17 protein-coding genes and 3 tRNA genes are annotated in these 20,946 nt (G+C 58.2%); 6 read left to right on the top strand and 14 right to left on the bottom strand.

Annotation, left to right across the window (positions count from 1 at the left end):
* Nucleotides 1-21: 21 nt before the first annotated feature.
* The 8 genes from AKL27_RS26045 to AKL27_RS26010 form a co-directional block, all read right to left on the bottom strand.
* Nucleotides 22-97 (bottom strand) — tRNA-Val (locus tag AKL27_RS26045).
* Nucleotides 98-148: 51 nt separating this feature from the next.
* Entirely contained in the window at nt 149-421 is a 273-nt protein-coding gene (locus tag AKL27_RS27345; protein ID WP_083439309.1) for an HU family DNA-binding protein, read from the bottom strand.
* Nucleotides 422-697: 276 nt separating this feature from the next.
* Complete coding sequence (gene lon, locus AKL27_RS26035) at nt 698-3,109, bottom strand: endopeptidase La (protein WP_050465813.1); 2,412 nt, start codon at nt 3,107-3,109, stop codon at nt 698-700.
* A gap of 241 nt (nt 3,110-3,350) precedes the next feature.
* Nucleotides 3,351-4,616: an ATP-dependent Clp protease ATP-binding subunit ClpX gene (gene clpX, locus AKL27_RS26030; protein WP_050465812.1), complete on the bottom strand. Its 1,266-nt coding sequence runs from the start codon at nt 4,614-4,616 to the stop codon at nt 3,351-3,353.
* Nucleotides 4,617-4,845: 229 nt separating this feature from the next.
* On the bottom strand, nt 4,846-5,472 hold the full coding sequence (gene clpP, locus AKL27_RS26025) for an ATP-dependent Clp endopeptidase proteolytic subunit ClpP (protein ID WP_050465811.1): 627 nt from the start codon (nt 5,470-5,472) through the stop codon (nt 4,846-4,848).
* A 128-nt stretch (nt 5,473-5,600) separates the two neighbouring features.
* Entirely contained in the window at nt 5,601-6,950 is a 1,350-nt protein-coding gene (tig, locus tag AKL27_RS26020; protein ID WP_050465810.1) for a trigger factor, read from the bottom strand.
* Between the two features lie 200 nt (nt 6,951-7,150).
* Entirely contained in the window at nt 7,151-8,503 is a 1,353-nt protein-coding gene (locus tag AKL27_RS26015) for an amidase (RefSeq protein ID WP_050465809.1), read from the bottom strand.
* A gap of 29 nt (nt 8,504-8,532) precedes the next feature.
* Complete coding sequence (locus tag AKL27_RS26010) at nt 8,533-8,991, bottom strand: CreA family protein (RefSeq protein WP_232311116.1); 459 nt, start codon at nt 8,989-8,991, stop codon at nt 8,533-8,535.
* A gap of 290 nt (nt 8,992-9,281) precedes the next feature.
* On the opposite strand from AKL27_RS26010, the gene AKL27_RS26005 reads away from it, so the two are divergent.
* The gene (locus AKL27_RS26005; RefSeq protein ID WP_232311115.1) at nt 9,282-9,701 is read left to right on the top strand and encodes an NUDIX hydrolase; all 420 of its coding nucleotides are present in this window, start codon (nt 9,282-9,284) and stop codon (nt 9,699-9,701) included.
* 26 nt (nt 9,702-9,727) lie between these two features.
* Here the strand turns inward: AKL27_RS26005 and AKL27_RS26000 are convergent, their stop codons facing one another.
* The 4 genes from AKL27_RS26000 to AKL27_RS25985 all read right to left on the bottom strand — a co-directional run bounded on the left by AKL27_RS26000 (nt 9,728) and on the right by AKL27_RS25985 (nt 14,646).
* The gene (locus AKL27_RS26000; RefSeq protein WP_050465807.1) at nt 9,728-9,931 is read right to left on the bottom strand and encodes a DUF1653 domain-containing protein; all 204 of its coding nucleotides are present in this window, start codon (nt 9,929-9,931) and stop codon (nt 9,728-9,730) included.
* Nucleotides 9,932-10,040: 109 nt separating this feature from the next.
* Nucleotides 10,041-10,127: transfer RNA gene (locus AKL27_RS25995), tRNA-Leu, on the bottom strand.
* Nucleotides 10,128-10,312: 185 nt separating this feature from the next.
* A complete protein-coding gene (locus tag AKL27_RS25990) occupies nt 10,313-13,492 on the bottom strand; it encodes an efflux RND transporter permease subunit (RefSeq protein ID WP_083439308.1) in 3,180 nt (1,059 codons plus the stop codon).
* A complete protein-coding gene (locus tag AKL27_RS25985) occupies nt 13,489-14,646 on the bottom strand; it encodes an efflux RND transporter periplasmic adaptor subunit (RefSeq protein WP_232311114.1) in 1,158 nt (385 codons plus the stop codon). Before AKL27_RS25985 ends, AKL27_RS25990 begins: the two co-directional genes overlap by 4 nt.
* 197 nt (nt 14,647-14,843) lie before the next feature.
* Here AKL27_RS25985 and hpnC point away from each other — a divergent pair, with 197 nt between their 5' ends.
* Nucleotides 14,844-15,698 (top strand): squalene synthase HpnC, encoded by an 855-nt coding sequence (gene hpnC, locus AKL27_RS25980; protein WP_050465806.1) that lies wholly within the window; start codon nt 14,844-14,846, stop codon nt 15,696-15,698.
* 32 nt (nt 15,699-15,730) lie between these two features.
* On the opposite strand, the gene AKL27_RS25975 is transcribed toward hpnC, so the two are convergent.
* Nucleotides 15,731-15,934 (bottom strand): hypothetical protein, encoded by a 204-nt coding sequence (locus tag AKL27_RS25975; RefSeq protein WP_050465816.1) that lies wholly within the window; start codon nt 15,932-15,934, stop codon nt 15,731-15,733.
* 162 nt (nt 15,935-16,096) lie between these two features.
* Between AKL27_RS25975 and AKL27_RS25970 the strand changes: the two genes are divergently transcribed.
* Both AKL27_RS25970 and dbpA read left to right on the top strand, forming a co-directional pair.
* Nucleotides 16,097-16,173: transfer RNA gene (locus AKL27_RS25970), tRNA-Met, on the top strand.
* A gap of 181 nt (nt 16,174-16,354) precedes the next feature.
* A complete protein-coding gene (dbpA, locus tag AKL27_RS25965; protein WP_050465815.1) occupies nt 16,355-17,743 on the top strand; it encodes an ATP-dependent RNA helicase DbpA in 1,389 nt (462 codons plus the stop codon).
* 63 nt (nt 17,744-17,806) lie between these two features.
* Here dbpA and AKL27_RS25960 read toward each other — a convergent pair whose 3' ends face one another.
* On the bottom strand, nt 17,807-18,640 hold the full coding sequence (locus tag AKL27_RS25960; RefSeq protein WP_050465805.1) for an HDOD domain-containing protein: 834 nt from the start codon (nt 18,638-18,640) through the stop codon (nt 17,807-17,809).
* 343 nt (nt 18,641-18,983) lie between these two features.
* Between AKL27_RS25960 and hpnD the strand changes: the two genes are divergently transcribed.
* Nucleotides 18,984-19,817 carry a presqualene diphosphate synthase HpnD gene (hpnD, locus tag AKL27_RS25955; RefSeq protein WP_050465804.1) on the top strand — a complete coding sequence of 278 codons (834 nt, stop codon included), beginning with the start codon at nt 18,984-18,986 and terminating at the stop codon, nt 19,815-19,817.
* A 21-nt stretch (nt 19,818-19,838) separates the two neighbouring features.
* Nucleotides 19,839-20,946: hydroxysqualene dehydroxylase HpnE (gene hpnE / locus AKL27_RS25950; protein WP_050465803.1), on the top strand; the 1,108-nt coding region annotated here is incomplete at its 3' end.

Genomic DNA, 20,946 nt, shown 5'->3' with positions numbered 1-20,946 from the left:
ACTGCTTGATGTTTGAGTTTCTGGTGGGTGCTGAGAGGCTCGAACTCCCGACCTACGCCTTGTAAGGGCGCCGCTCTACCAACTGAGCTAAGCACCCGCACCTTGGCTCAAACCATCAATCCGGCGTTTCATCAACGTCGAAAGACCGCTAGTTTAGCGCATCTTTCAAAGCTTTGCCAGGTTTAAATTTAGGAACTTTCGCTGCCTTGATTTTTATGGCTGCGCCGGTCCGCGGATTTCGCCCGGTGCGTGCCGCTCGCTTGCCTACAGTAAAGGTCCCGAAGCCGACCAGCGTCACCGAACCGTTTTTCTTCAATGTGGTTTTTACCGCACCAATCATGGCATCCAGCGCACGTGCTGATGCCGCTTTGGAAATCTCCGCAGAATCGGAAATATGCTCGATCAATTCACTTTTATTCACTTACGCCCCTTTGACAAAGATTGAATTTCGCAACGGCGTGACCCGTTTCATTCAAGCGGACACTCGCCTCGCGCGCCTCGTGGAACCTTACTGCAGCAGGTATTAAACAAGCCGCAAAGCCTTGTGTCAAGCGCCTTGCCGGCCGTAGTGACAGATTTGAATTACTTTCTCGCAATATCACTAGATGCCTTTAAGCAAAATTGTGGACAAAGAAAAAGGCGCTCAGTTGGTATAACTGAGCGCCTTTCCCTGGTGCCAACAAACTGCGTGCAGTGATCAGTGTTTCACGACACTGGGATCACTTGGTTCTTCCTTGCTCGCTACGGCAGTTGCCACCAATGCTTCTTCTTCGGTCAGCGGTACCGGCTGACGTTCCAGTGCAATTTCCAGGACCTTGTCGATCCAGCGCACCGGCACGATTTCCAGCTTGTTTTTGACGTTGTCGGGAATCTCCGCCAGGTCTTTCACATTTTGCTCCGGAATCAATACCGTCTTGATGCCGCCGCGATGTGCCGCCAACAGTTTTTCCTTCAGACCGCCAATCGGCAATACTTCGCCGCGCAAGGTGATTTCACCGGTCATCGCCACATCGGCACGTACCGGAATACCGGTAAATACCGACACCAGTGCCGTGGTCATCGCAATACCGGCCGATGGTCCATCTTTCGGTGTCGCGCCTTCCGGCACGTGGATGTGAATGTCGCTCTTTTCGAAGATGCCGCTCTTGATGCCGAGCTTGGCGGCACGGCTGCGCACTACCGTGCGGGCCGCTTCGATCGATTCCTTCATCACATCGCCCAACGTACCGGTGCGAATGGTGGCGCCCTTGCCCGGCATCGTGACCGCTTCGATGGTCAGCAGATCGCCGCCCACCTCGGTCCATGCCAGACCAACTACCTGGCCGACCTGATTTTCTTTTTCGGCAATGCCGAAATCGAAACGACGCACGCCGAGGAACTTGTCCAGATTGCGCGATGCGATGGCGACCTTCTTTTCCTGCTTCTTGAGCAACAGCATCTTCACTACCTTGCGGCAGATCTTGGAGATTTCGCGTTCCAGCGAACGTACCCCGGCTTCACGCGTGTAGTAACGAATGATGTCGCGAATCGCCGATTCGGCGACGCTGATCTCTTCCGGCTTCAGACCATTGTTCTTGATCTGTTTCGGCAACAGGTAACGTTGCGCAATGCTGGTCTTTTCATCTTCGGTATATCCGGAGAGGCGAATCACTTCCATCCGGTCCAGCAATGCCGGCGGGATATTGAAGGAGTTCGACGTCGCCACGAACATCACATCCGACAAGTCGAAATCGACTTCAATGTAGTGATCGGAAAACGTATGGTTCTGTTCCGGATCCAGCACTTCCAGCAGCGCCGATGACGGATCGCCACGGAAATCCATGCCGAGCTTGTCGATTTCATCAAGCAGGAACAAGGGATTGCGCACGCCGACCTTGGACAGGCTTTGCAGAATCTTGCCCGGCATCGAACCGATATAGGTACGACGATGGCCGCGAATTTCGGCTTCATCACGCACGCCGCCGAGTGCCATGCGCACAAACTTGCGGTTGGTGGCGCGGGCGATCGATTGCCCCAGCGAGGTCTTGCCGACGCCCGGCGGACCCACGAAGCACAGAATCGGTGCCTTCAGCTTGTCGACGCGCTGTTGCACGGCGAGGTATTCCAGGATGCGTTCCTTGACCTTGTCGAGGCCGTAGTGATCGCCTTCCAATACCTTTTCGGCATTCGGCAAATCATTGTTGACCTTGGACTTCTTCTTCCATGGCAAACCGACCAGCGTATCGATATAGTTGCGCACCACGGTGGCTTCGGCCGACATCGGCGACATCAGTTTGAGTTTCTTCAACTCGGACTGTGCCTTTTCCAAAGCTTCCTTCGGCATCTTGGCAGCCAGAATCTTCTTTTCCAGCTCTTCCAGATCGGCGCCGTCTTCGCCCTCGCCCAGCTCCTTCTGAATCGCCTTGACCTGCTCGTTCAGATAGTACTCGCGCTGCGACTTTTCCATCTGGCGCTTGACGCGGCCACGGATGCGCTTCTCGACTTGCAGAATGTCGAGTTCGCCTTCGAGCTGGCCGAGCAGATGCTCATGCCGTTTGGCAACATTGAAGATTTCCAGAATCACCTGCTTCTGTTCCAGCTTCAGCGGCAGATGGGCGGCGATGGTATCAGCCAGACGGCCGGCATCATCAATCCCTGCCAGCGAGCTCAGGATTTCAGGTGGAATCTTTTTGTTCAGTTTGACGTACTGGTCGAATTGCTGAACGATGGTGCGGCGCATCGCCTCGACTTCAGCTTCGTCGCCCGGCTCCGATTCGACCGGTGTCAGATCGGCAACAAAATGGGTGTCCAGTTCGCTGATGTGATGAATGCGTGCGCGCTGCGCGCCCTCGACCAGCACCTTGACGGTGCCGTCAGGCAACTTCAGCATTTGCAGGATATTGGCGACGCAGCCGATTTCATAAATATCGTCTGCCGATGGCTCATCCTTGGCGGCAGCCTTCTGGGCCGCCAGCATGATGCTCTTGCCCTGCTCCATGGCCGCCTCAAGCGCCTTGATCGACTTGGGACGACCGACGAAGAGCGGGATCACCATATGCGGGAAGACAACAACATCCCGCAATGGCAACAGGGGCAATTGCGTTTGTTCTGTGAGTGTAGAAGTCGTCATGGCGAGCCTTATCAAAAGATACTGTTAGTGATGTTGGCGCGAGCCGCGAAAACACAAGTCCCGACTACAACAAAATTACGACTTGTTTGAAAAACGGCAACACAATAAAAAAGCCACACACGAAGTCGCCCTCGGGTGGCTTTACGATGGAAGCCAGAGTGAATTCTGCGGTTTATTGTACCGCTTTTGAGAATTTGCGCCGCCGCAGTCCGGGAACAGCGGCGGCAGCCATCAAATCAGGTCAGGCGCCCGATACTTTGGGTTGCTCGTGGTAGATCAGCAGCGGCTTGGCGCCGTTGGTGATGGTGCCCTCGTCGATCACGACCTTGGCCACGTTCTGCTGGTTTGGCAGCTCATACATCACGTCCAGCAAGGCATGTTCCAGGATCGAACGCAAACCGCGGGCACCGGTCTTGCGTGCCAGTGCCTTCTTGGCGATGGCTTGCAATGCGGCCGGGCGAATTTCGAGTTCCGCGCCTTCCATCTGCAACAGCTTGGCGTATTGCTTGATCAACGCATTCTTCGGCTCCAGCAGAATCTGGATCAGCGCTTCTTCATTCAATTCGTTGAGCGTGGCGATCACCGGCAGACGACCGACCAGTTCCGGAATCAGGCCGAACTTGACCAGATCGTCCGGCTCCGCATTGAGCAATACTTCACTCGCGGTTTTTTGCGTCTGGCTCTTGACCGTGGCCGAGAAACCGATGCCGCTCTTTTCCGAGCGCTCCGAAATGATCTTGGTCAGACCGTCGAAAGCACCGCCGCAAATGAACATGATATTGGTGGTGTCGATCTGCACGAAATCCTGATTCGGATGCTTGCGCCCGCCTTGTGGCGGCACCGATGCCATGGTGCCTTCGATCAGCTTGAGCAGCGCCTGCTGCACGCCTTCACCGGAGACATCGCGGGTAATCGACGGATTGTCGGACTTGCGCGAAATCTTGTCGATTTCATCGATGTAGACAATGCCCTTCTGCGCTTTTTCGACTTCGTAATTGCAGTTCTGCAGCAATTTCTGAATGATGTTTTCGACGTCTTCACCGACATAACCGGCTTCGGTCAGCGTGGTGGCGTCGGCAATCACGAACGGCACATTGAGCATGCGCGCCAGCGTCTGCGCCAGCAGCGTCTTGCCGGAACCGGTCGGACCGACCAGCAGGATATTGCTCTTGGCCAGTTCCACATCATCTTTTTTGCCGAGATGCTTGAGACGCTTGTAATGGTTGTACACCGCTACCGACAGGATGCGCTTGGCAGTGGCCTGGCCGATCACGTACTGATCCAGCAATTCGGAAATTTCCTGCGGTGTCGGCAGGTCGGATTTGGCGCCCGTGACCGACTCCACGCTGGAGGCTTCGTCGCGAATGATGTCATTGCACAGGTCAATGCATTCGTCGCAGATGAAGACGGATGGCCCTGCAATCAGTTTCTTGACTTCGTGCTGGCTTTTTCCGCAGAAAGAGCAGTAAAGCAGTTTCTCGCCGCTGGATGTTTTTTTGTCGGACATAGGGGGCAAATGTGAATAAGGTTCTGCTTGATCATACCTGCGATTTTGAAATCCGTCACTGCCTCGCACTATTTCATACCAGCAACGGTACTGTTATTGCAGACGGCGGTTTCAAATCACGGCAACGGCATGCCAGGCGGACAGCACTACAGGAAAAACAAGCCTGTATTGCAAAAAAGAAATGCCCGAACAATACGCCCGGGCATTCTCAAGACGTGGTGCGGAATAATCAGGCGCGGTGCGTCAGCACCTTGTCGATCAGACCGTATTCGACAGCCGCATCGGCCGACATGAAATTGTCGCGATCCGTGTCTTTGCTGATCTGGTCGATCGTGCGTCCGGTCTTGTCGGCCAGAATGCCGTTCAGACGTTCGCGCAGATACAGGATTTCACGCGCCTGAATTTCGATGTCCGACGCCTGACCTTGCGCACCGCCGAGTGGCTGGTGAATCATGATGCGCGAGTTCGGCAGCGAAAAACGCTTGCCCTTGACGCCGGCGGCCAGCAGGAAGGCGCCCATCGATGCTGCCAGACCGGTGCACAACGTCGAGACATCCGGCTTGATGAATTGCATCGTGTCGAAAATCGCCATACCGGCCGATACCGAACCACCAGGGGAATTGATGTACAGCGAAATTTCCTTGTCCGGATTTTCGCTTTCCAGGAACAGCATCTGCGCCACGATCACATTGGCGGTGGCGTCGTTGACCGGGCCAACCAGAAAAATGATGCGCTCTTTGAGCAGACGCGAATAGATGTCATACGCACGCTCGCCGCGACCGCTTTGCTCGATCACCATCGGCACCATGCCGAGCATCTGAGTATCCATCGCGGATTGCCTAATCAAACCTGTCATGTGCTTTCCTTATACGCCTGTGCGGCTGTTGCAAGATTGAGCCAGGTGCCGGTGACGGTTGCTTCCCGTCTGCCGGCATCACCTGGAGGCGACCGCCAATGTCATTGATGGTACGCGAAACAGGTAGCTTACGCTTGACCCTGATTGCCCATCAATGCATCAAAGGGAACCGACTTGTCGGTGACCTTGGCTTTGCCCAGCACATAGTTAACGACGTTTTCTTCCAAAACAAGAGCTTCGACTTCAGCCAGACGACGACGGTCGCTGAAATAGTACTTGAGCACTTGTTGCGGATCTTCGTAGCTTTGGGCGAAATCTTCGACCTGTGCCTTGACTTGTTCTTCAGTGGCTTCCAGCTTGTTGTTCTTGACCACGTCAGCCAGGATCAGGCCCAGACGGACGCGACGCTCGGCTTGTGCCGTGAACAGTTCCTTCGGCAACTGCATGTTCTTGACGTCCATGCCGCGCTGGGTCATGTCCTGGCGGGCCATTTCAGCCAGACGCTCGACGTCTTGCTCAACCAGCGCCTTCGGCACTTCCAGTTCGCTGACCTTGATCAGCGCATCCATCACGCTGTCTTTGGTCTTGGCTTTGGTACGGGCGCTGACTTCGCGTTCCAGATTGCGTTTGATATCTTCACGCATCTTGGTCAGGTCGCCGTCTTCGATACCGAGCGACTTGGCGAATTCTGCGTCGACTTCCGGCAGATGCGCCCATTCCAGCTTCTTCAGCGTGATGGTGAATTCAGCAGTTTTGCCGGCGACGTCCTTGCCGTGGTAGTCCTCCGGGAATGCCAGCGGGAAAGTTTTGGACTCGCCCACTTTCAGACCGATGGTCGCGGTTTCGAACTCTGGCAACATGCGGCCTTCGCCGAGCACGAATGCGTAGTCGTCAGCCTTGCCGCCCTGAAATTCAACGCCGTCGATCTTGCCGACGAAGTCAACGGTAGCGCGGTCGCCGTTTTGTGCAGTCTGATCAGCACCGCCGTCGCCGTGCGCGCCTTGCTCGCCCTTGACGTGGAAATGCACGCGTTGCTTGCGCAGGATGTCGATGGTCTTGTCGATTTCGACGTCGCTCACGGCCGATGTCGTTTTTTCAACTTCAGCCGCGGTCAGATCGCCGATCACGACTTCCGGATAGACTTCAAACGTGGCGTCAAATGCCAGTGCGCCGTCGGCCACGCCTTCGCTGGTCTTTGGTTCGATCTTTGGATAGCCGGCAACGCGCAGGTTGTTTTCGACTGCGGCGTCATTGAATGCGCGACCGACCTTGTCGTTCAGCACTTCAGTTTCGACCTGGTAACCGTATTGTGCGGCGACCATCTTCATCGGCACTTTACCGGTGCGAAAGCCTGGGGCTTTGGCGGTACGGGCACGCACCTTGAGGCGCTTTTCAACTTCTGCCTGAACATCAGCCATGGGGAATGTGAGGGTGATACGACGCTCAAGTTTGCTCAGAGTTTCGACTGCAGTTGCCATGTGAATCGTCCAAAAATAAAAAATTCCGTGGTGCGGCCCGAGAACTTCAGGACACAGGATGCCCTGCCCGGCCGCGCTAAAGTCCGCTATTTTATACGGAAAAGATGGCGTTGCGCCAAAACGCAGACATTACGCCTGCATTGGGCCCGAAAAAAGACCCGCCATGCCCGTAAAACCGGCTTTGCGGGGCCATTCCGGCATTATTTTTCCAGACCTGCCGCCTCCACCGCACTGCCAATTTGCAGGATACGGGCGTCGTCGCCGTGCTGGCCGCAGAGACTGATGCCGACCGGCAAGCCGCTGGCGGACGGACAAGGCAGATTGATGGCACAGCCATCGAGGAAATTGATCACGCTCGGATTGCGCAAGACCAGACCGTTGGCCGCAAAGAAGGCGTCGTCGCTGGCTTGCAGCGGGGCAATCAGCGGCGGCACCACTGGCACCGTCGGCATCAGCCAGGCGTCGAATACCGACAGGCGCCGCGCAGCTTGCCGGATCAATTGCCGGCGCGCTGCCAGCAAGTCCAGATAATCGGCCGCCGTCTGTTGCGCCCCGCGCCGGATGCGCACCGCCACGCGGGCGTCGTACTTGTCGCCGGCACGTTGCAGCAAAGCACGATGCCAGGTCCACGATTCCGCCGCGCTGAAGCCGCCGCCGGCATTGATCGCCGGCAAGTCTTTCAATTCCGGAAACGCAAACCGGATGATCTGCGCCCCGGCCTGCGCCAGTCGCGTCAGCGCCTGCTCAAACGCTTGTCGCACCACATCGTCCATGCCGTCGCTGACGAAATCGTCGGTCACGCCGAAACGCAGACCGGCCAGCGGCAACGCCACCGGATCCTGCTCAGGTTGCCGGCCCGACAAGATGGCATCGGCAATCGTGCAGCAATCGACACTGAGCCCCAGCGGACCAGCCGAATCGAGCGTATGCGACAACGGCACCGCGCCAGTCAGATCAACCCGGTTGGCGGTTGGTTTGAAACCGGTCAAACCGCAGAACGCTGAAGGAATCCGGATCGAACCGCCGGTATCGGTACCGAGCGCCAGCGCCGCCATGCCGGCCGCTACCGATACCGCGCCACCCGAGGTCGAACCGCCGCTGACGCGCTCGCTATCCAGCGGATTGCGCGGCGTGCCGTAATGCGGATTGAGACCCAGCCCGGAAAAGGCGAACTCGCTCATATTGGTACGGCCCAGCAAGATGGCGCCAGCCTGCCGCAAACGCGCCACCGCCACCGCATCTTGCTGCGCCGGTGCGGCATCGGCCAGGGCTTTCGAACCAGCGGCGGTGACTTCGCCGGCAACGTCGAACAGATCCTTGATGGATACCGGCACGCCGGCCAGCAACGACGGCGCATTGCCGGCGGCACGCGCGGCGTCGCTGGCCCGCGCATTGGCCAGGGCGCGCTGCGCATCGACACTGACATACGCTGCACCGCCGGCAGCCCGGTGTGCATCAATCCGTTCCAGCGCCTGCTCCACCAGCCTGACGCTGGTGGTCGTCCCCGCCTGCAATTCTGCTGCCAGCGTGCGAATCGTTTTTTTATCGTTCATGGTGAGAGTGGATAAGTGAATGAGGTGATTTATTTCACGGGAATCGGTGTGCTCAACGGCACCGGCACTGCCGTGACGGCATTCATCGGACTGCCATCGATCAATTTATCCGAATAGGTCAGATAGACCAGCGTATTGCGCTTGGCATCCACCACGCGCACGATATGCAGGCGCTTGAACAAGATCGACATGCGCTCGGTAAACACATCTTCCTGCACCGGCAACTTGCCCTTGAAGGTAATCGTGGCGCCCACCTGACGACAGGCAATCGACGCCTCCGACTTGTCTTCGGCCAGACCGACCGTGCCCTTGACGCCACCGGTACGGGCGCGCGATACATAGCAACTGACGCCTTCGACCTTGGGGTCGTCATACACTTCGAGTGCCACCCGGTCATTTTTCCCGAGCCAGCGGAAAGCGGTACTGACATCGCCGATTTCTTCCGCCGAAACAGAACAGACGGGCAAGGAAACAGCAGCAAATAACATGAGGGCCGGGAAAAACCTGCGCATAAGAAAGCCTTTGGCTGAATGAACGGAAACAGTGACACTGCGAACATACCAGATGCCCGATGCTTTTGCAGCCTCGCTTGCGCGTCCGATTACCGGCTTGCCGCGCAACAATTGACAATGAATCGGCGTAATGCGCATGGCACTGGCCGACTGCGGATAAAATACGCCCCGAACACCGACCAACCAGCGTGAATATATTGTTCAAATAACGAGCGCCAGGCAAAACCGATCAGGCATTTTCTCCAACTTTCCGCTTACTTTTCATCGTGCTCACCATTCATATCGCCTCTGCCCTGTTACTTCGCCCGGACGGCGCCTTGCTGCTGGTACGCAAACGCGGCACCACCCGCTTCATGCTGGCCGGCGGCAAGATCGCGCGCGGCGAAACGCCGCTGCAAGCGGTCGTCAGAGAACTGCAAGAAGAACTCGGATTGCAACTGCCCGCCAGCGACTTTACGCCGCTGGGCATCTTCAATGCGCCGGCCGCCAATGAGCCGGGTCATACCGTACATGCTGAATTGTTTGTTGCAGACATCGATTGCGCGGTACAAGCCGCCGCCGAAATAGAAGAAGTGATCTGGGTCCGGCCCGATCAGGAACTGACCGTACCGCTGGCCTATCTGGCACAGCATACGGCGATTCCGGCCTGGCGCAGCATTCTCGGCGAGCGCCGCAAGACGGCCTGAAGCGCAACCACCGCCAGTGCCGACACTCAGTCTTTGGCAGCCGCTTCCATCAGCGCAAAACGCGCGACCTGCTTGCCATCGACTTCGATCAATTCATGAAACACCGCATGCGGACGAATCCAGATCGACCCGTCGGGCGCCCGATACACCACCATCGACGCCAGATCGGACTCCAGCGTGGCGTCGTAAAGAAATTCGTAAATACCGCCTTTGTAGTGCCGATAACGCATGAAAAACTCCGGGTGAGATGTCGGACAGGCGCATGAAAAGCGCATGCCTCCGGCCGCCGGCAGATGCCATGCGGAACGGGAACAACAAGATACATGAAGAAATGAGTCGTGGTGCGAGGAAGGGGACTCGAACCCCTACACCATTGCTGGCGTCAGGACCTAAACCTGGTGCGTCTACCAATTTCGCCATCCTCGCTGAAGGGTGCCTGACATCCGCGACAACCGGTGAGGATTGCCTTGCGATGCTGGTAGCATTTTTATTGCAGCCGGCTATTCTACTTCAAGCCGCTGTTTGTGTCTGCGTTTTTATCCGTGAAAAATTGCTCTGCGCGCTCTGCCCGGCCGAACCTCGGCGAACACGCGCAGCCCCCGCCTGCTCTGCTATTGCGCGGTATTGACCGGCTCCCGCACCGGCCTGGCAACCCGGAAACACAAGGCATAGGCGGCTGGCAAGAACAGCAAGGTCAGCGCGGTGGCGACGATCAGGCCACCCATGATGGCAACTGCCATCGGCCCCCAGAAGATCGACCGCGACAAGGGAATCATCGCCAGCACCGCCGCCGCTGCGGTCAGGATGATGGGCCGGAAGCGGCGCACCGCCGATTCGACGATGGCGTCCCAGCGCTCGGCGCCGGCGGCGATATCGTGTTCGATCTGGTCGATCAGGATCACCGAGTTGCGAATGATCATGCCGAACAAGGCGATCACGCCGAGTTGCGCGACGAAACCGAACGGCCGCTGCAAGATGAGCAAGGCCATCGCCGCGCCGGCCAGCCCCAGCGGGCCGGTCAGGAACACCAGCACCGAGCGCGAGAAGCTGTGCAATTGCAGCATCAGCAAGGTGAAAATGAGGAAAATCACCAGCGGCACATTGGCCGCAATCGAGGCTTGCGCCTTGCTGCTGTCGGCGGCAGCGCCGGCCAGCTCGATCATGTAGCCGGGCGGCAAGGCGGCGCGGATCTCCTTGAGTTGCGGATCGATCTGACTGGATACGGTCGGCCCCTGAATGCCATCGGCGACATCGGCCTGCACCGTGATCGCCCATTCGCGGTCTTCGCGCCACACCACTCCCGGCTCCCAGCCCATGCTGACGTGCGCGATCTGCGCCAGTGGCACCGAGCGGCCGCTGGCGGTCGGGATATTGGCTTGATTGAGGGCATCGATGGTGGCGCGTTCATCGAGCGGTTGCCGCACCACGATATCGATCAGCCGGTCATGTTCGCGATACTGGCCGATGGCGGTCCCGGTCAGCAAGGTATTGACAGTGCGCATCACGGTTTGCGAACCGATGCCGAGCACCCGCAATTTATCTTGATCGAGTTCAATGCGCAGCGCCTTGACCGACTCGTTCCAGTTATCGTTGAGACCAATGATATGGGGATTCTTGTCCATCAGCGCCTTGACCTGATCGGCGATGGCGCGCACTTTGCCAACTTCCGGACCGCTGACGCGGAATTGCACCGCATACGGCACCGGCGGCCCGCTCGGCAGCAGCTTGACGCGACCGCGCACACCCGGGAAATCATGCTTGAAGACATCGACAATCTTCAGACGCAAGGCTTCGCGCGATTTCAAATCCTTGGGCAACACCACCATTTGGGCGACGTTGGTTTGCGGGAAAATCTGATCGAGCGGCATGTAGAACCGCGGGCTGCCGGTGCCGACATAACTGACCACACTGTCAACGCCATCCTGAGCGCGGATAAATGCTTCGAATTTCTTGGCTTGCGTTTCGGTGGCCTTGAACGACGATCCTTCCGGCAACCAGATTTCGACCATCAGTTCAGGTCGGCTGGAATCCGGGAAAAACTGTTCTTCGATAAAGCGGAAGCCGAACAACCCCAGCGCAAATACCACCAGCGTCAGGGCAATCGTGGTTTTGCGCCATTCCACGCACCAACTGACGATGCTGCGGAAGCGCGTATAAAACGGCGTATCGAATAATTCATGATGACCATCGGCATTGGCAGCCGGTTTCACCTTGAGCAGCAAGACCCCGATGTAGGGCGTAAACACCACCGCCACCAGCCAGGAAATGATCAGGGCCAGTGCATTCACCGAAAACATCGAAAAGGTATATTCACCGGCAGCCGACTTCGCCAGGCCGATCGGCAAGAAGCCGGCAGCGGTGATCAGGGTACCGGTCAGCATTGGAATTGCGGTCGAGGTATAAGCAAACGTGGCGGCGTCGAAACGCGACAAGCCCTCTTCCATCTTGCGCACCATCATTTCGACTGTGATGATGGCGTCATCCACCAGCAAGCCGAGGGCGATGATCAGTGCGCCGAGCGAAATCTTGTGCAAGTCGATATCGAAAATGCGCATGAACAAAAAGGTCACCGCCAGTACCAGCGGAATCGTCAGCGCCACCACCAGACCGGGGCGCACATCGATGCGCAGCGGCTTGGTGTGCAAACCCAGCGCAACGAAGCTGACCGCCAATACGATCAGGACTGCTTCGAACAAGGTGCGTAAAAATTCTCCGACCGATTCCGAGACGATCTTTGGTTGATTCGACACCCGCTCCAGCTCGATCCCGACCGGTAATTCGCCATGCAATTCGGCAAAGGTCCGTTCCAGATTCTTGCCCAGCGCGATGATGTCGCCGCCCTTTTCCATCGAAATGCCGAGGCCGATCACTTCCTTGCCATTGAAGCGCATCTTCGATTGCGGCGGGTCCTGATACTCGCGCCGGATGGTGGCAAAGTCGCCGAGCCGGAACGTCGTGCCGCCGGCGCGCAATTCCAGATTGGCCAGATCCTTCGGTGAACGCAGTGCGCCACTGACACGGATTTGCAGATTCTCTCCGGGCGTCACCAGAGCGCCGGTCGACTCCATCGCATTTTGCGCACTCAACTGGCTGACGATGGAATCGAAGGTGATGCCAAGCTGGGAAAATTTCTTTTGTGAAAATTCGATGAAAATCTTTTCGTCCTGCACCCCGAACAATTCAACCTTGGCGACCGACGGCACGCGCAGCAATTGCTGGCGCACGAAGTCAGCATAATCCTTGATCTCGGCATACGTGAAGCCATCGCCCGACAGGGCAAAGATCGAGCCGTAGGTATCGCCGAATTCGTCGTTGAAGAACGGGCCTTGCACGCCGGATGGCAAGGTCAGCCGGATGTCATTGATTTTCTTGCGCACCTGATACCAGCTGGCCGGCACGTCTTTGGGCGGCGTCGATTCGCGCAACTGCAAGATGATCAGCGTCTCGCCCGGTTTGGAATAGCTGCGGATGATGTCGATGTACGGCGTTTCCTGCAACTTCTTTTCGAGCTTGTCGGTGACTTGCTCGGCCATCTGCAAGGCGGTCGCACCCGGCCATTTGGCGGTGACCACCATGGCGCGGAAGGTAAACGGCGGGTCTTCGTCTTGCCCGAGGCGGTCATAACCCATGATGCCGCCGACAATCAGCACCACGATCAGATAACGAATCAGCGGAATGTGTTGCAGCGCCCAGCGCGACAGATTGAAACCGCTCTTGCTGACTGCCGGGCCGGACTTAACTTCTGGCTTGGCGTCTGGCTTGATATCCGACTGCGAATCCGGCCCGCTCATTGGCCGCCACCTGCGGCTGGCTTGGTGGCTGCCACCGGTTCAGCACCGAGAATGCTGACCTTTTGTCCCGGCTTGAGCAGATTGACGCCGGCCGTCACCACCACTTGTCCGGCGCGCAAACCCTCGCTGATCAAGATGTCATTGCCGCTGTGACCGCCGGTAGTCACCGGCGCCAGCTTGACGGCACCGTTTTCCACCAGCCATACCGAGGTTTTGCCGCTGGCTTCATACAGTGCCGACAACGGCAATTTGATCAAGGCCTTGGCGCTGGGATCGATGAACGCGGCATACGCGGTCATGCCCAATCGCACGCCGGCAGCGGCATCCGGCAACGCAATTTTGACCGCGTAGGTGCGGGTGGCGGCGTCGGCCACCGGTGACACTTCGCGCACCTTGCCGGCGATCCGTTCCTGCGGATTGGCCCACAGGCGTACCCGCACATCAGTGATCCGCCGCAGGTGATCGACCTGATTTTCCGGTACCCCGATCACCACATCCATATCGCCCGACTTCGCCACGCTGGCCACCGGCGTACCGGCGGCAACCACCTGCCCGGCTTCGGCGTCAATCGCTGTCACCACGCCATCGACATCGGAAACCAGATCGGCATAACCGGTCTGATTGGCTTGATTGCGCAATGCCGCCTGGGCCTGGTCGTAACTCGATACTGCTGATTGATAGGCGGTCTGCTTGGCATCCAGCACGGCCTGACTGACGAAATTCTTGGCGTGCAATTCCTGATAACGCTTCAATTCGGCGGCCGCCAGCTCGCGGTTGCTGAGCGCCGCCTTGAGCGCCGCATCGGCCTGGCGTTGCGCCAGTTGCAAATCCTGCGGATCGAGCTGCATCAACACCTGACCGCGCCGCACCAGACTGCCGACCTCGACTTTACGTGCCACGATCTTGCCGCCGACCCGGAACCCCAGCCGCGATTCATAGCGTGCCCGCACTTCACCGGGGAACTCGGCAATCGCATCGACCGTATCGGCGGCGATGGTCAGTACCCGCACCGGCCGCACTTCTTCGACCTGCTCTACCTTGCGCGAACAAGCGGCCAGCAGCGCCAGGACGCCGATCAGCAAGATGCCGCGCAGCAAAACACCGCGCACTGGCTGGTCGGGTGTCGAACAAGATCTCGGGAGCGGAGCAGGCACGTTTTTCCTTTACTATTCGGAACAGAAAACACCACACGCACAACGATCTGGTTCGCGTCTGATGACGACCCGCAGCGATGCGAGTATTTTTAATGACTTTAAGGTTAGTAATTATAGCTGCGGCCCCTATCGTTTGAATACGCTCTCGAATTCTTTTGTTTTTTAGCGCTTCATCACTTCACCCCCTACGTTCACCCATGGCTGTTGATCATTACGAAAATTTCCCGGTTGCCTCCATCATGTTGCCGGCCCGCTTGCGACCGGCAGTGCGCGCCATCTACGCTTTCGCCCGCAGCGCCGACGACCTCGCCGATGAAGGTGACGCCACGCCGCCGCAACGACTGGCGGCACTGAGCGCCTATGAAGCCGAGCTGGATCGGATAGATGCGAGTCAGCCCTCTGCCAATCCCATGTTCCGCACCTTGCAAACGGTAATCCGCCACTATCAGTTGCCGCTGACGCCATTTCGCGATTTGCTGTCGGCGTTCAAACAGGATGTGGTGACTACCCGTTATCAGGATTTCTCCGGCTTGCTCGACTATTGCCGGCGCTCGGCCAATCCGGTCGGCACGCTGATGTTGCAGCTTTATCAAGCCCCATCCGCAGAAAATCTGCGCGATTCAGATGCGATCTGCTCGGCACTGCAATTGATCAATTTCTGGCAAGACGTGGCGGTCGACTGGGAAAAGGCGCGGATTTATATACCGCTGGAAGACATGCAGCGTTTCGGCGTGACCGAACAGGATATCGCCGACGGCAATCACAGCGCCGGCTGGCGTGCCTTGATGCAATTCGAGATTGAGCGCGCGCGCACGCTGATGCTGTCAGGTGCACCGCTGGCGTTGCGCCTGCCGGGCCGGCTGGGATGGGAGTTGCGGCTGGTGGTTCAGGGCGGCCTGCGCATTCTGGATCGCCTCGAACAAGTCGATGGCGACGTCTTCAGGCAGCGGCCGCAACTGGGACCGCGCGACTGGGCCGTGATTTTCGGACGGGCACTGCGGCGGCGTCATTTTCATGCACTGACCGGCATGGATGCCGGTCGCGCCACCTGATCTCAGACAGCGCGCACCACCCGGTTCAGGTATCAGCGTTTTTTGCGCTGCTTGAAGATGGTGCGCGCATCTTGTTCTGCGCGCTCTTCGGTACGCAGCGATTCATCATCGTCATGCGCCACGAAGAACTCATTATCTTGCGCCTGCATGACAAGCTTGATGGCCGCTTCATCGGTCACATCGAAAATTTCAGTGATCAGGGTGGTCACTTCATCCAGATATTCTTCGTAAGTCATTTTATTTTCGTGCATTGCGCATTATTTCTGTAAGCCACGCAGTGTATGCGTGTGCGGGCATCGGCGTCCACCGCAACAACGCCATTTCGCGATTTTCTTGTGCAATTGCACAAACCTTTCTTGCTATTTAAAACAATGCTCTATAAAATTCGGTTCCTCAGACGCGGGGTGGAGCAGTCTGGCAGCTCGTCGGGCTCATAACCCGAAGGTCGTAGGTTCAAATCCTGCCCCCGCAACCAGATACGCAGGGCCTGCACTATGTGCAGGCCCTTGACGTTTTTGCAGTCGCAACATGCAGTGCAGCAATTTCACAGCGATAACAGATTGGCAATCAGCGGCCGCATCAGAAATGATGCCCGTATGCACAGCAGTGCACCGCCCCTGTTAGACTGCCCTTCTTTCTCCAGCTTCCGGTCCATCGTGAATACCACTTCCTTTTCCAGCCTGGCGTTGTCGCCGGCCATGCTGAGCAATCTTGACCAGCTCGGTTACCAGCACATGACGCAGATTCAAGCCGACAGCTTGCCGCTGATTCTCGAACTGCGCGATCTGATTGCCCAGGCCAAGACCGGCAGCGGCAAGACTGCGGCATTCGGCATCGGCATTCTGGCCAAGCTCAATCCCACCTACTTTGCGATTCAGGCGCTGGTACTGTGCCCGACACGCGAACTGGCGGATCAGGTCTCGAACGAATTGCGCCGGCTGGCGCGCTTTACCGAAAACATCAAGGTGCTGACCTTGTGCGGCGGCACTGCCATGCGCCCGCAAATGGCGTCGCTGGAGCACGGCGCGCATATCGTGGTCGGCACCCCGGGCCGCATTCGCGACCACATCGGCCGTGGCAGCATCAATCTGTCGACGGTGCAAACCTTGGTGCTGGACGAAGCCGACCGTATGGTCGACATGGGCTTTTACGAAGATATTGCCGGCATCGTCAGCGCCTGCCCGACGCGTCGCCAGACCTTGCTGTTCTCGGCCACCTACGCGGAAGATATCCGCAAGGCCAGCGCCAGCTTCCTGCGCGATCCGGCACTGGTCAAGGTAGAAGCACAACACACCGGCGACAAGATCGAACAGCGTTTCTATGAAGTGGCACCGGAACAGCGCAACGCCGCCGTCGCCCGCTTGCTGCAACATTATCAGCCGGTATCGACGCTGGCATTCTGCAATACCAAGATTCACTGCCGCGAACTGGCCGAAGAATTGCGCGCCCAGGGCTTCAGCGCGATGGCACTGTATGGCGACCTCGAACAACGCGAGCGCGATGAAATCCTGCTGCAATTCGCCAATCAGAGTTGTTCGGTACTGGTGGCCACCGATGTCGCCGCCCGTGGTCTGGACATTAGCAGCCTGAGCGCGGTGATCAATGTCGATGTCACCAAAGATACCGAAGTGCATATTCACCGCATCGGTCGTACCGGCCGTGGTGAAGAAAAAGGATTGGCACTCAGCCTGTGTGCACCGAATGAAAAGAAATGGGTACGCCTGATTGAAGAGTATCAGCGCACACCGGTGACCTGGTTTGATTTGAATACGCTGGACGCCCCCAATGACACGATGTTGCAGGCGCCGATGCGCACCTTGTGCATCATGGGCGGCAAGAAAGACAAGCTGCGCCCCGGTGATTTGCTCGGCGCGCTGACCGGCGACGTCGGTCTGAGCAAGGAACAGGTCGGCAAGATCAATGTCTTTGAATTCATGACCTATGTCGCACTGGACCGGCGCATTGCCGACAAGACCCTGGCCAAGCTGAGCAGCGGCAACATCAAGGGCCGCAACTTCAAGATGCGCCTGCTGCGCGCCAACTGAAGCAGCAGCACTCAAAGCTGCCCCGGCAACCGCTTGTTGAGCGGCTGCCAAACCTGCATCCGATCAGACCAGCAAGGCCGAAGTCAGCGATCTGATTTCTTCACCGGAATCGTCCAGTACGCTGCGCAAGGATTCATCGCTGATGAATTCATCGACCATGGCATCGATATGCCGGCCGTCGATTACGCTGCGTTGCAACGGCGACGGCACCGGCGACAACTCCTTGGCCAGCAACAACACATCGCCCAGCGTTTGCGGCGGCAATACCCGCACGCCGTGCCACAGCGACTCGACCGCAGCATTGACGGCGGCCGGGATGCCGAGCTTCTTGAGAATGGCGCGGCCGATGACCTTTTCACCATACTCTGCCCAGTCTTCCGGATTGCCATCGAGCAGGCCGGGGAATTCATCGACGCGCGACAACAGATAAAAGCCGCCGACTTCATGCACGATGCCGGCAAACATGGCCGTTTCCGGGTCCAGATGGGTCAGCTTGGCAGCAATCACATGCGCCAGCGCCGCCACATGCGCGGTGTGCTCCCACAATTCAGCCGCCTTGCGGCGCATTTCCGGATCGGAAATATTGCGCCCGAGCTGACGCACGATGACGGCCGAGGTGATGGCATTGAGCGTCTTGAAGCCGAGCCGCATGACCGCCGTGCGCACGTTGTTGATTTCACCGCCGGAACGATTGTAAGCAGCGGAGTTGGCCAGCGCCACGGTCCGTGCCGACAGCAACGGCTCGGCCATCACCAGTTTGGCGGCCGCCTCCAGATGGCAATCGGGATCGTTCAAGACTTCCTGCAGCCGGATCGAGGCATTGACGTTGGTCGGGAACACCAGCTCGCCGCGTGTCGCTTGCAAGGCGATATGTCTGAAAGCTTCTTGTTTGTTCATGAAAAATTGGTCTCCCTGGTTTTTATTGCTCACAGCTTCTGCCGTTTCACTATTTTGTGGTGTTGCTGCGCCTGACCAGACTGATTGCGCAGAAGTTGCATCGGCGACATGCTGCTACCTGCCGGCCGCCGATGTGCAGCTGTTGCTTCTGAAGAATAATGTACAAAACCTGTTGCTGCAACAGAACTAAGCAGAAGTTATCCGTCCAAACTGCTGATTGCCCTTAATCACTCAGTCGGCTAGCATAGCGGCTTCGCGCAATCTGCCTGTGACCAGGGCAGGATTGCTGCCTTCCAATCGCATCCTTGACGCTTATCTGACGTTTCCAGACGTTTCCCTCTCCATGTCCCCAGACGAATACTGCCAGCAAAAAGCAGCACAGAGCGGTTCCAGCTTTTATTACAGTTTCCTGTTCCTGCCGCCGGAGCGACGCCGTGCGATCACCGCCCTGTACGCCTTCTGTCGCGAGGTGGACGACACCGTGGACGAGATCGAGGACGCCAGCCTGGCGCGCACCAAGCTGAGCTGGTGGCGCAAGGAAATTGCCGCCATGCTGGCCGGCAATCCGAGCCATCCGGTCACGCGTGCACTGCAACCGCATATTGCTGCCAACGGCCTCAAGGGTGAACATTTGCAAGCCATCATCGACGGCATGGAAATGGACCTCGATCAAACCCGTTACCTCGACTTCCCCGGCCTGCAACGTTATTGCTGGCATGTGGCGGGCGTGGTCGGCATCCTGTCGGCCAGCATCTTCGGCGTCAGCCGTCCCGCAACATTGCAATACGCTGAAAAGCTCGGCCTCGCGTTCCAGCTCACCAACATCATCCGCGATGTCGGTGAAGATGGCCGCAAGGGACGCATCTATTTGCCGGTCAATGAGCTACAACAGTTTAACGTCACCGCAGCCGATATCTTGAATGCCCGTCACAGTGACAACTTTGACCGCCTGATGCAGTTTCAGGTGACGCGCGCGCAAGGGTTGTACGACGAAGCCTTTGCCTTGCTGCCCAAGGAAGACCGTCGCGCGCAACGGCCGGGTCTGATGATGGCGGCGATTTATCGCACCTTGCTCAATGAAATCGAACGCGATGGCTTTCACGTCCTCAATCAGCGCATTGCACTGACGCCGATCCGCAAGCTCTGGCTGGCATGGAAAACCTATATCCGTGGCTGATCCGCATTCCCTCCTGAGGTCATGACCAAGGCCCGCCACATCGCCATCATCGGCGGCGGCTGGGCCGGTTGCGCGGCCGCGGTCACGCTGGCACGCGCCGGTCACCGGGTGACCGTGTTCGAAGCTGCGCGCGTGCTCGGCGGCCGTGCGCGCCGGGTCGAACTGGACGGCCGCAACATCGACAACGGCCAGCACATTCTGCTCGGCGCTTATCGCGCCACGCTGAAAATGATGCGCACGGTCGGCGTCAAACCAGATCAGGCCATGCTGCGCTTGCCGCTGCAAATGCGCTACCCGCCGCACAGCGGCGGCATGGACTTTGTCGCCCCAACATTGCCGGCACCCTGGCATATGCTGTTCGCGCTGTGGCGCAGCAGCGGCCTGGAGCGCGCCGACAAACTGGCGCTGGCGCGCTTTTCCACCACCGCGCGCTGGATGGGATGGCGCCTCAATGACGATTGCAGCGTCAGCGAATTGCTGATCCGCTTCGATCAGACCGAACGCCTGATCCGGCTGATGTGGACGCCGCTCTGCATCGCCGCGCTCAACACGCCGCCGCAACGTGCCTCGGCGCAGGTATTTCTGAACGTCTTGCGCGATAGTCTGGGGGCGCGCCGCGCCGCCTCTGACATGCTGATTCCGCGCGCCGACCTGTCGCAACTGTTTCCTGAAGCGGCCGCCGAATATATCTTGCGCCACGGCGGCAGCGTCATCTGCGGCAGCAGCGTGCAGGCACTGGAACGGGCCGGAGCGCAATGGCGGGTTGTTACCGCCAGCGCACAAGCCGGTGCCGAACTGGTCGACGGCGTGATCATCGCTACCGCGCCGGAAGCTGCTGCCGCCTTGCTGGCACCGCATGCCGACGTTGCCCGGCCCGCTCCTGAAACCGCTGCCGGTACTGAAGCTGGTACTGAGGCTGAATCGGTTGCCGGATCGGTCACGACACTGATCAGCACGCTGCGCAACTTTAGTTACGAACCGATCACTACCTGCTATCTGCAATATCCGGCGAGCCTGCGCTTGCCGCAAGCGCTGTATGCCTTGCAGGATAATGCCGCCGACGCTGCCTGGGGTCAGTTCGTATTCGACCGCGGCCATTTGCATGCCGACCATGCCGGTTTGCTGGCGG

Origin of the sequence: Herbaspirillum autotrophicum (assembly GCF_001189915.1) — a bacterium.
Classification (GTDB): Bacteria; Pseudomonadota; Gammaproteobacteria; order Burkholderiales; family Burkholderiaceae_D; genus Herbaspirillum; species Herbaspirillum autotrophicum.
This window is presented reverse-complemented; position numbering and strand designations above follow the sequence as displayed.

Bases quoted from the DNA above. Each gene is read 5' to 3' on its own strand.
- lon (WP_050465813.1), bottom strand. From the start codon at position 3,109: ATGACGACTTCTACACTCACAGAACAAACGCAATTGCCCCTGTTGCCA.
- clpX (WP_050465812.1), bottom strand. From the start codon at position 4,616: ATGTCCGACAAAAAAACATCCAGCGGCGAGAAACTGCTTTACTGCTCT.
- clpP (WP_050465811.1), bottom strand. From the start codon at position 5,472: ATGACAGGTTTGATTAGGCAATCCGCGATGGATACTCAGATGCTCGGC.
- tig (WP_050465810.1), bottom strand. From the start codon at position 6,950: ATGGCAACTGCAGTCGAAACTCTGAGCAAACTTGAGCGTCGTATCACC.
- AKL27_RS26015 (WP_050465809.1), bottom strand. From the start codon at position 8,503: ATGAACGATAAAAAAACGATTCGCACGCTGGCAGCAGAATTGCAGGCG.
- AKL27_RS26010 (WP_232311116.1), bottom strand. From the start codon at position 8,991: ATGTTATTTGCTGCTGTTTCCTTGCCCGTCTGTTCTGTTTCGGCGGAA.
- AKL27_RS26000 (WP_050465807.1), bottom strand. From the start codon at position 9,931: ATGCGTTATCGGCACTACAAAGGCGGTATTTACGAATTTCTTTACGAC.
- AKL27_RS25990 (WP_083439308.1), bottom strand. From the start codon at position 13,492: ATGAGCGGGCCGGATTCGCAGTCGGATATCAAGCCAGACGCCAAGCCA.
- hpnC (WP_050465806.1), top strand. From the start codon at position 14,844: ATGGCTGTTGATCATTACGAAAATTTCCCGGTTGCCTCCATCATGTTG.
- AKL27_RS25975 (WP_050465816.1), bottom strand. From the start codon at position 15,934: ATGACTTACGAAGAATATCTGGATGAAGTGACCACCCTGATCACTGAA.
- AKL27_RS25960 (WP_050465805.1), bottom strand. From the start codon at position 18,640: ATGAACAAACAAGAAGCTTTCAGACATATCGCCTTGCAAGCGACACGC.
- hpnD (WP_050465804.1), top strand. From the start codon at position 18,984: ATGTCCCCAGACGAATACTGCCAGCAAAAAGCAGCACAGAGCGGTTCC.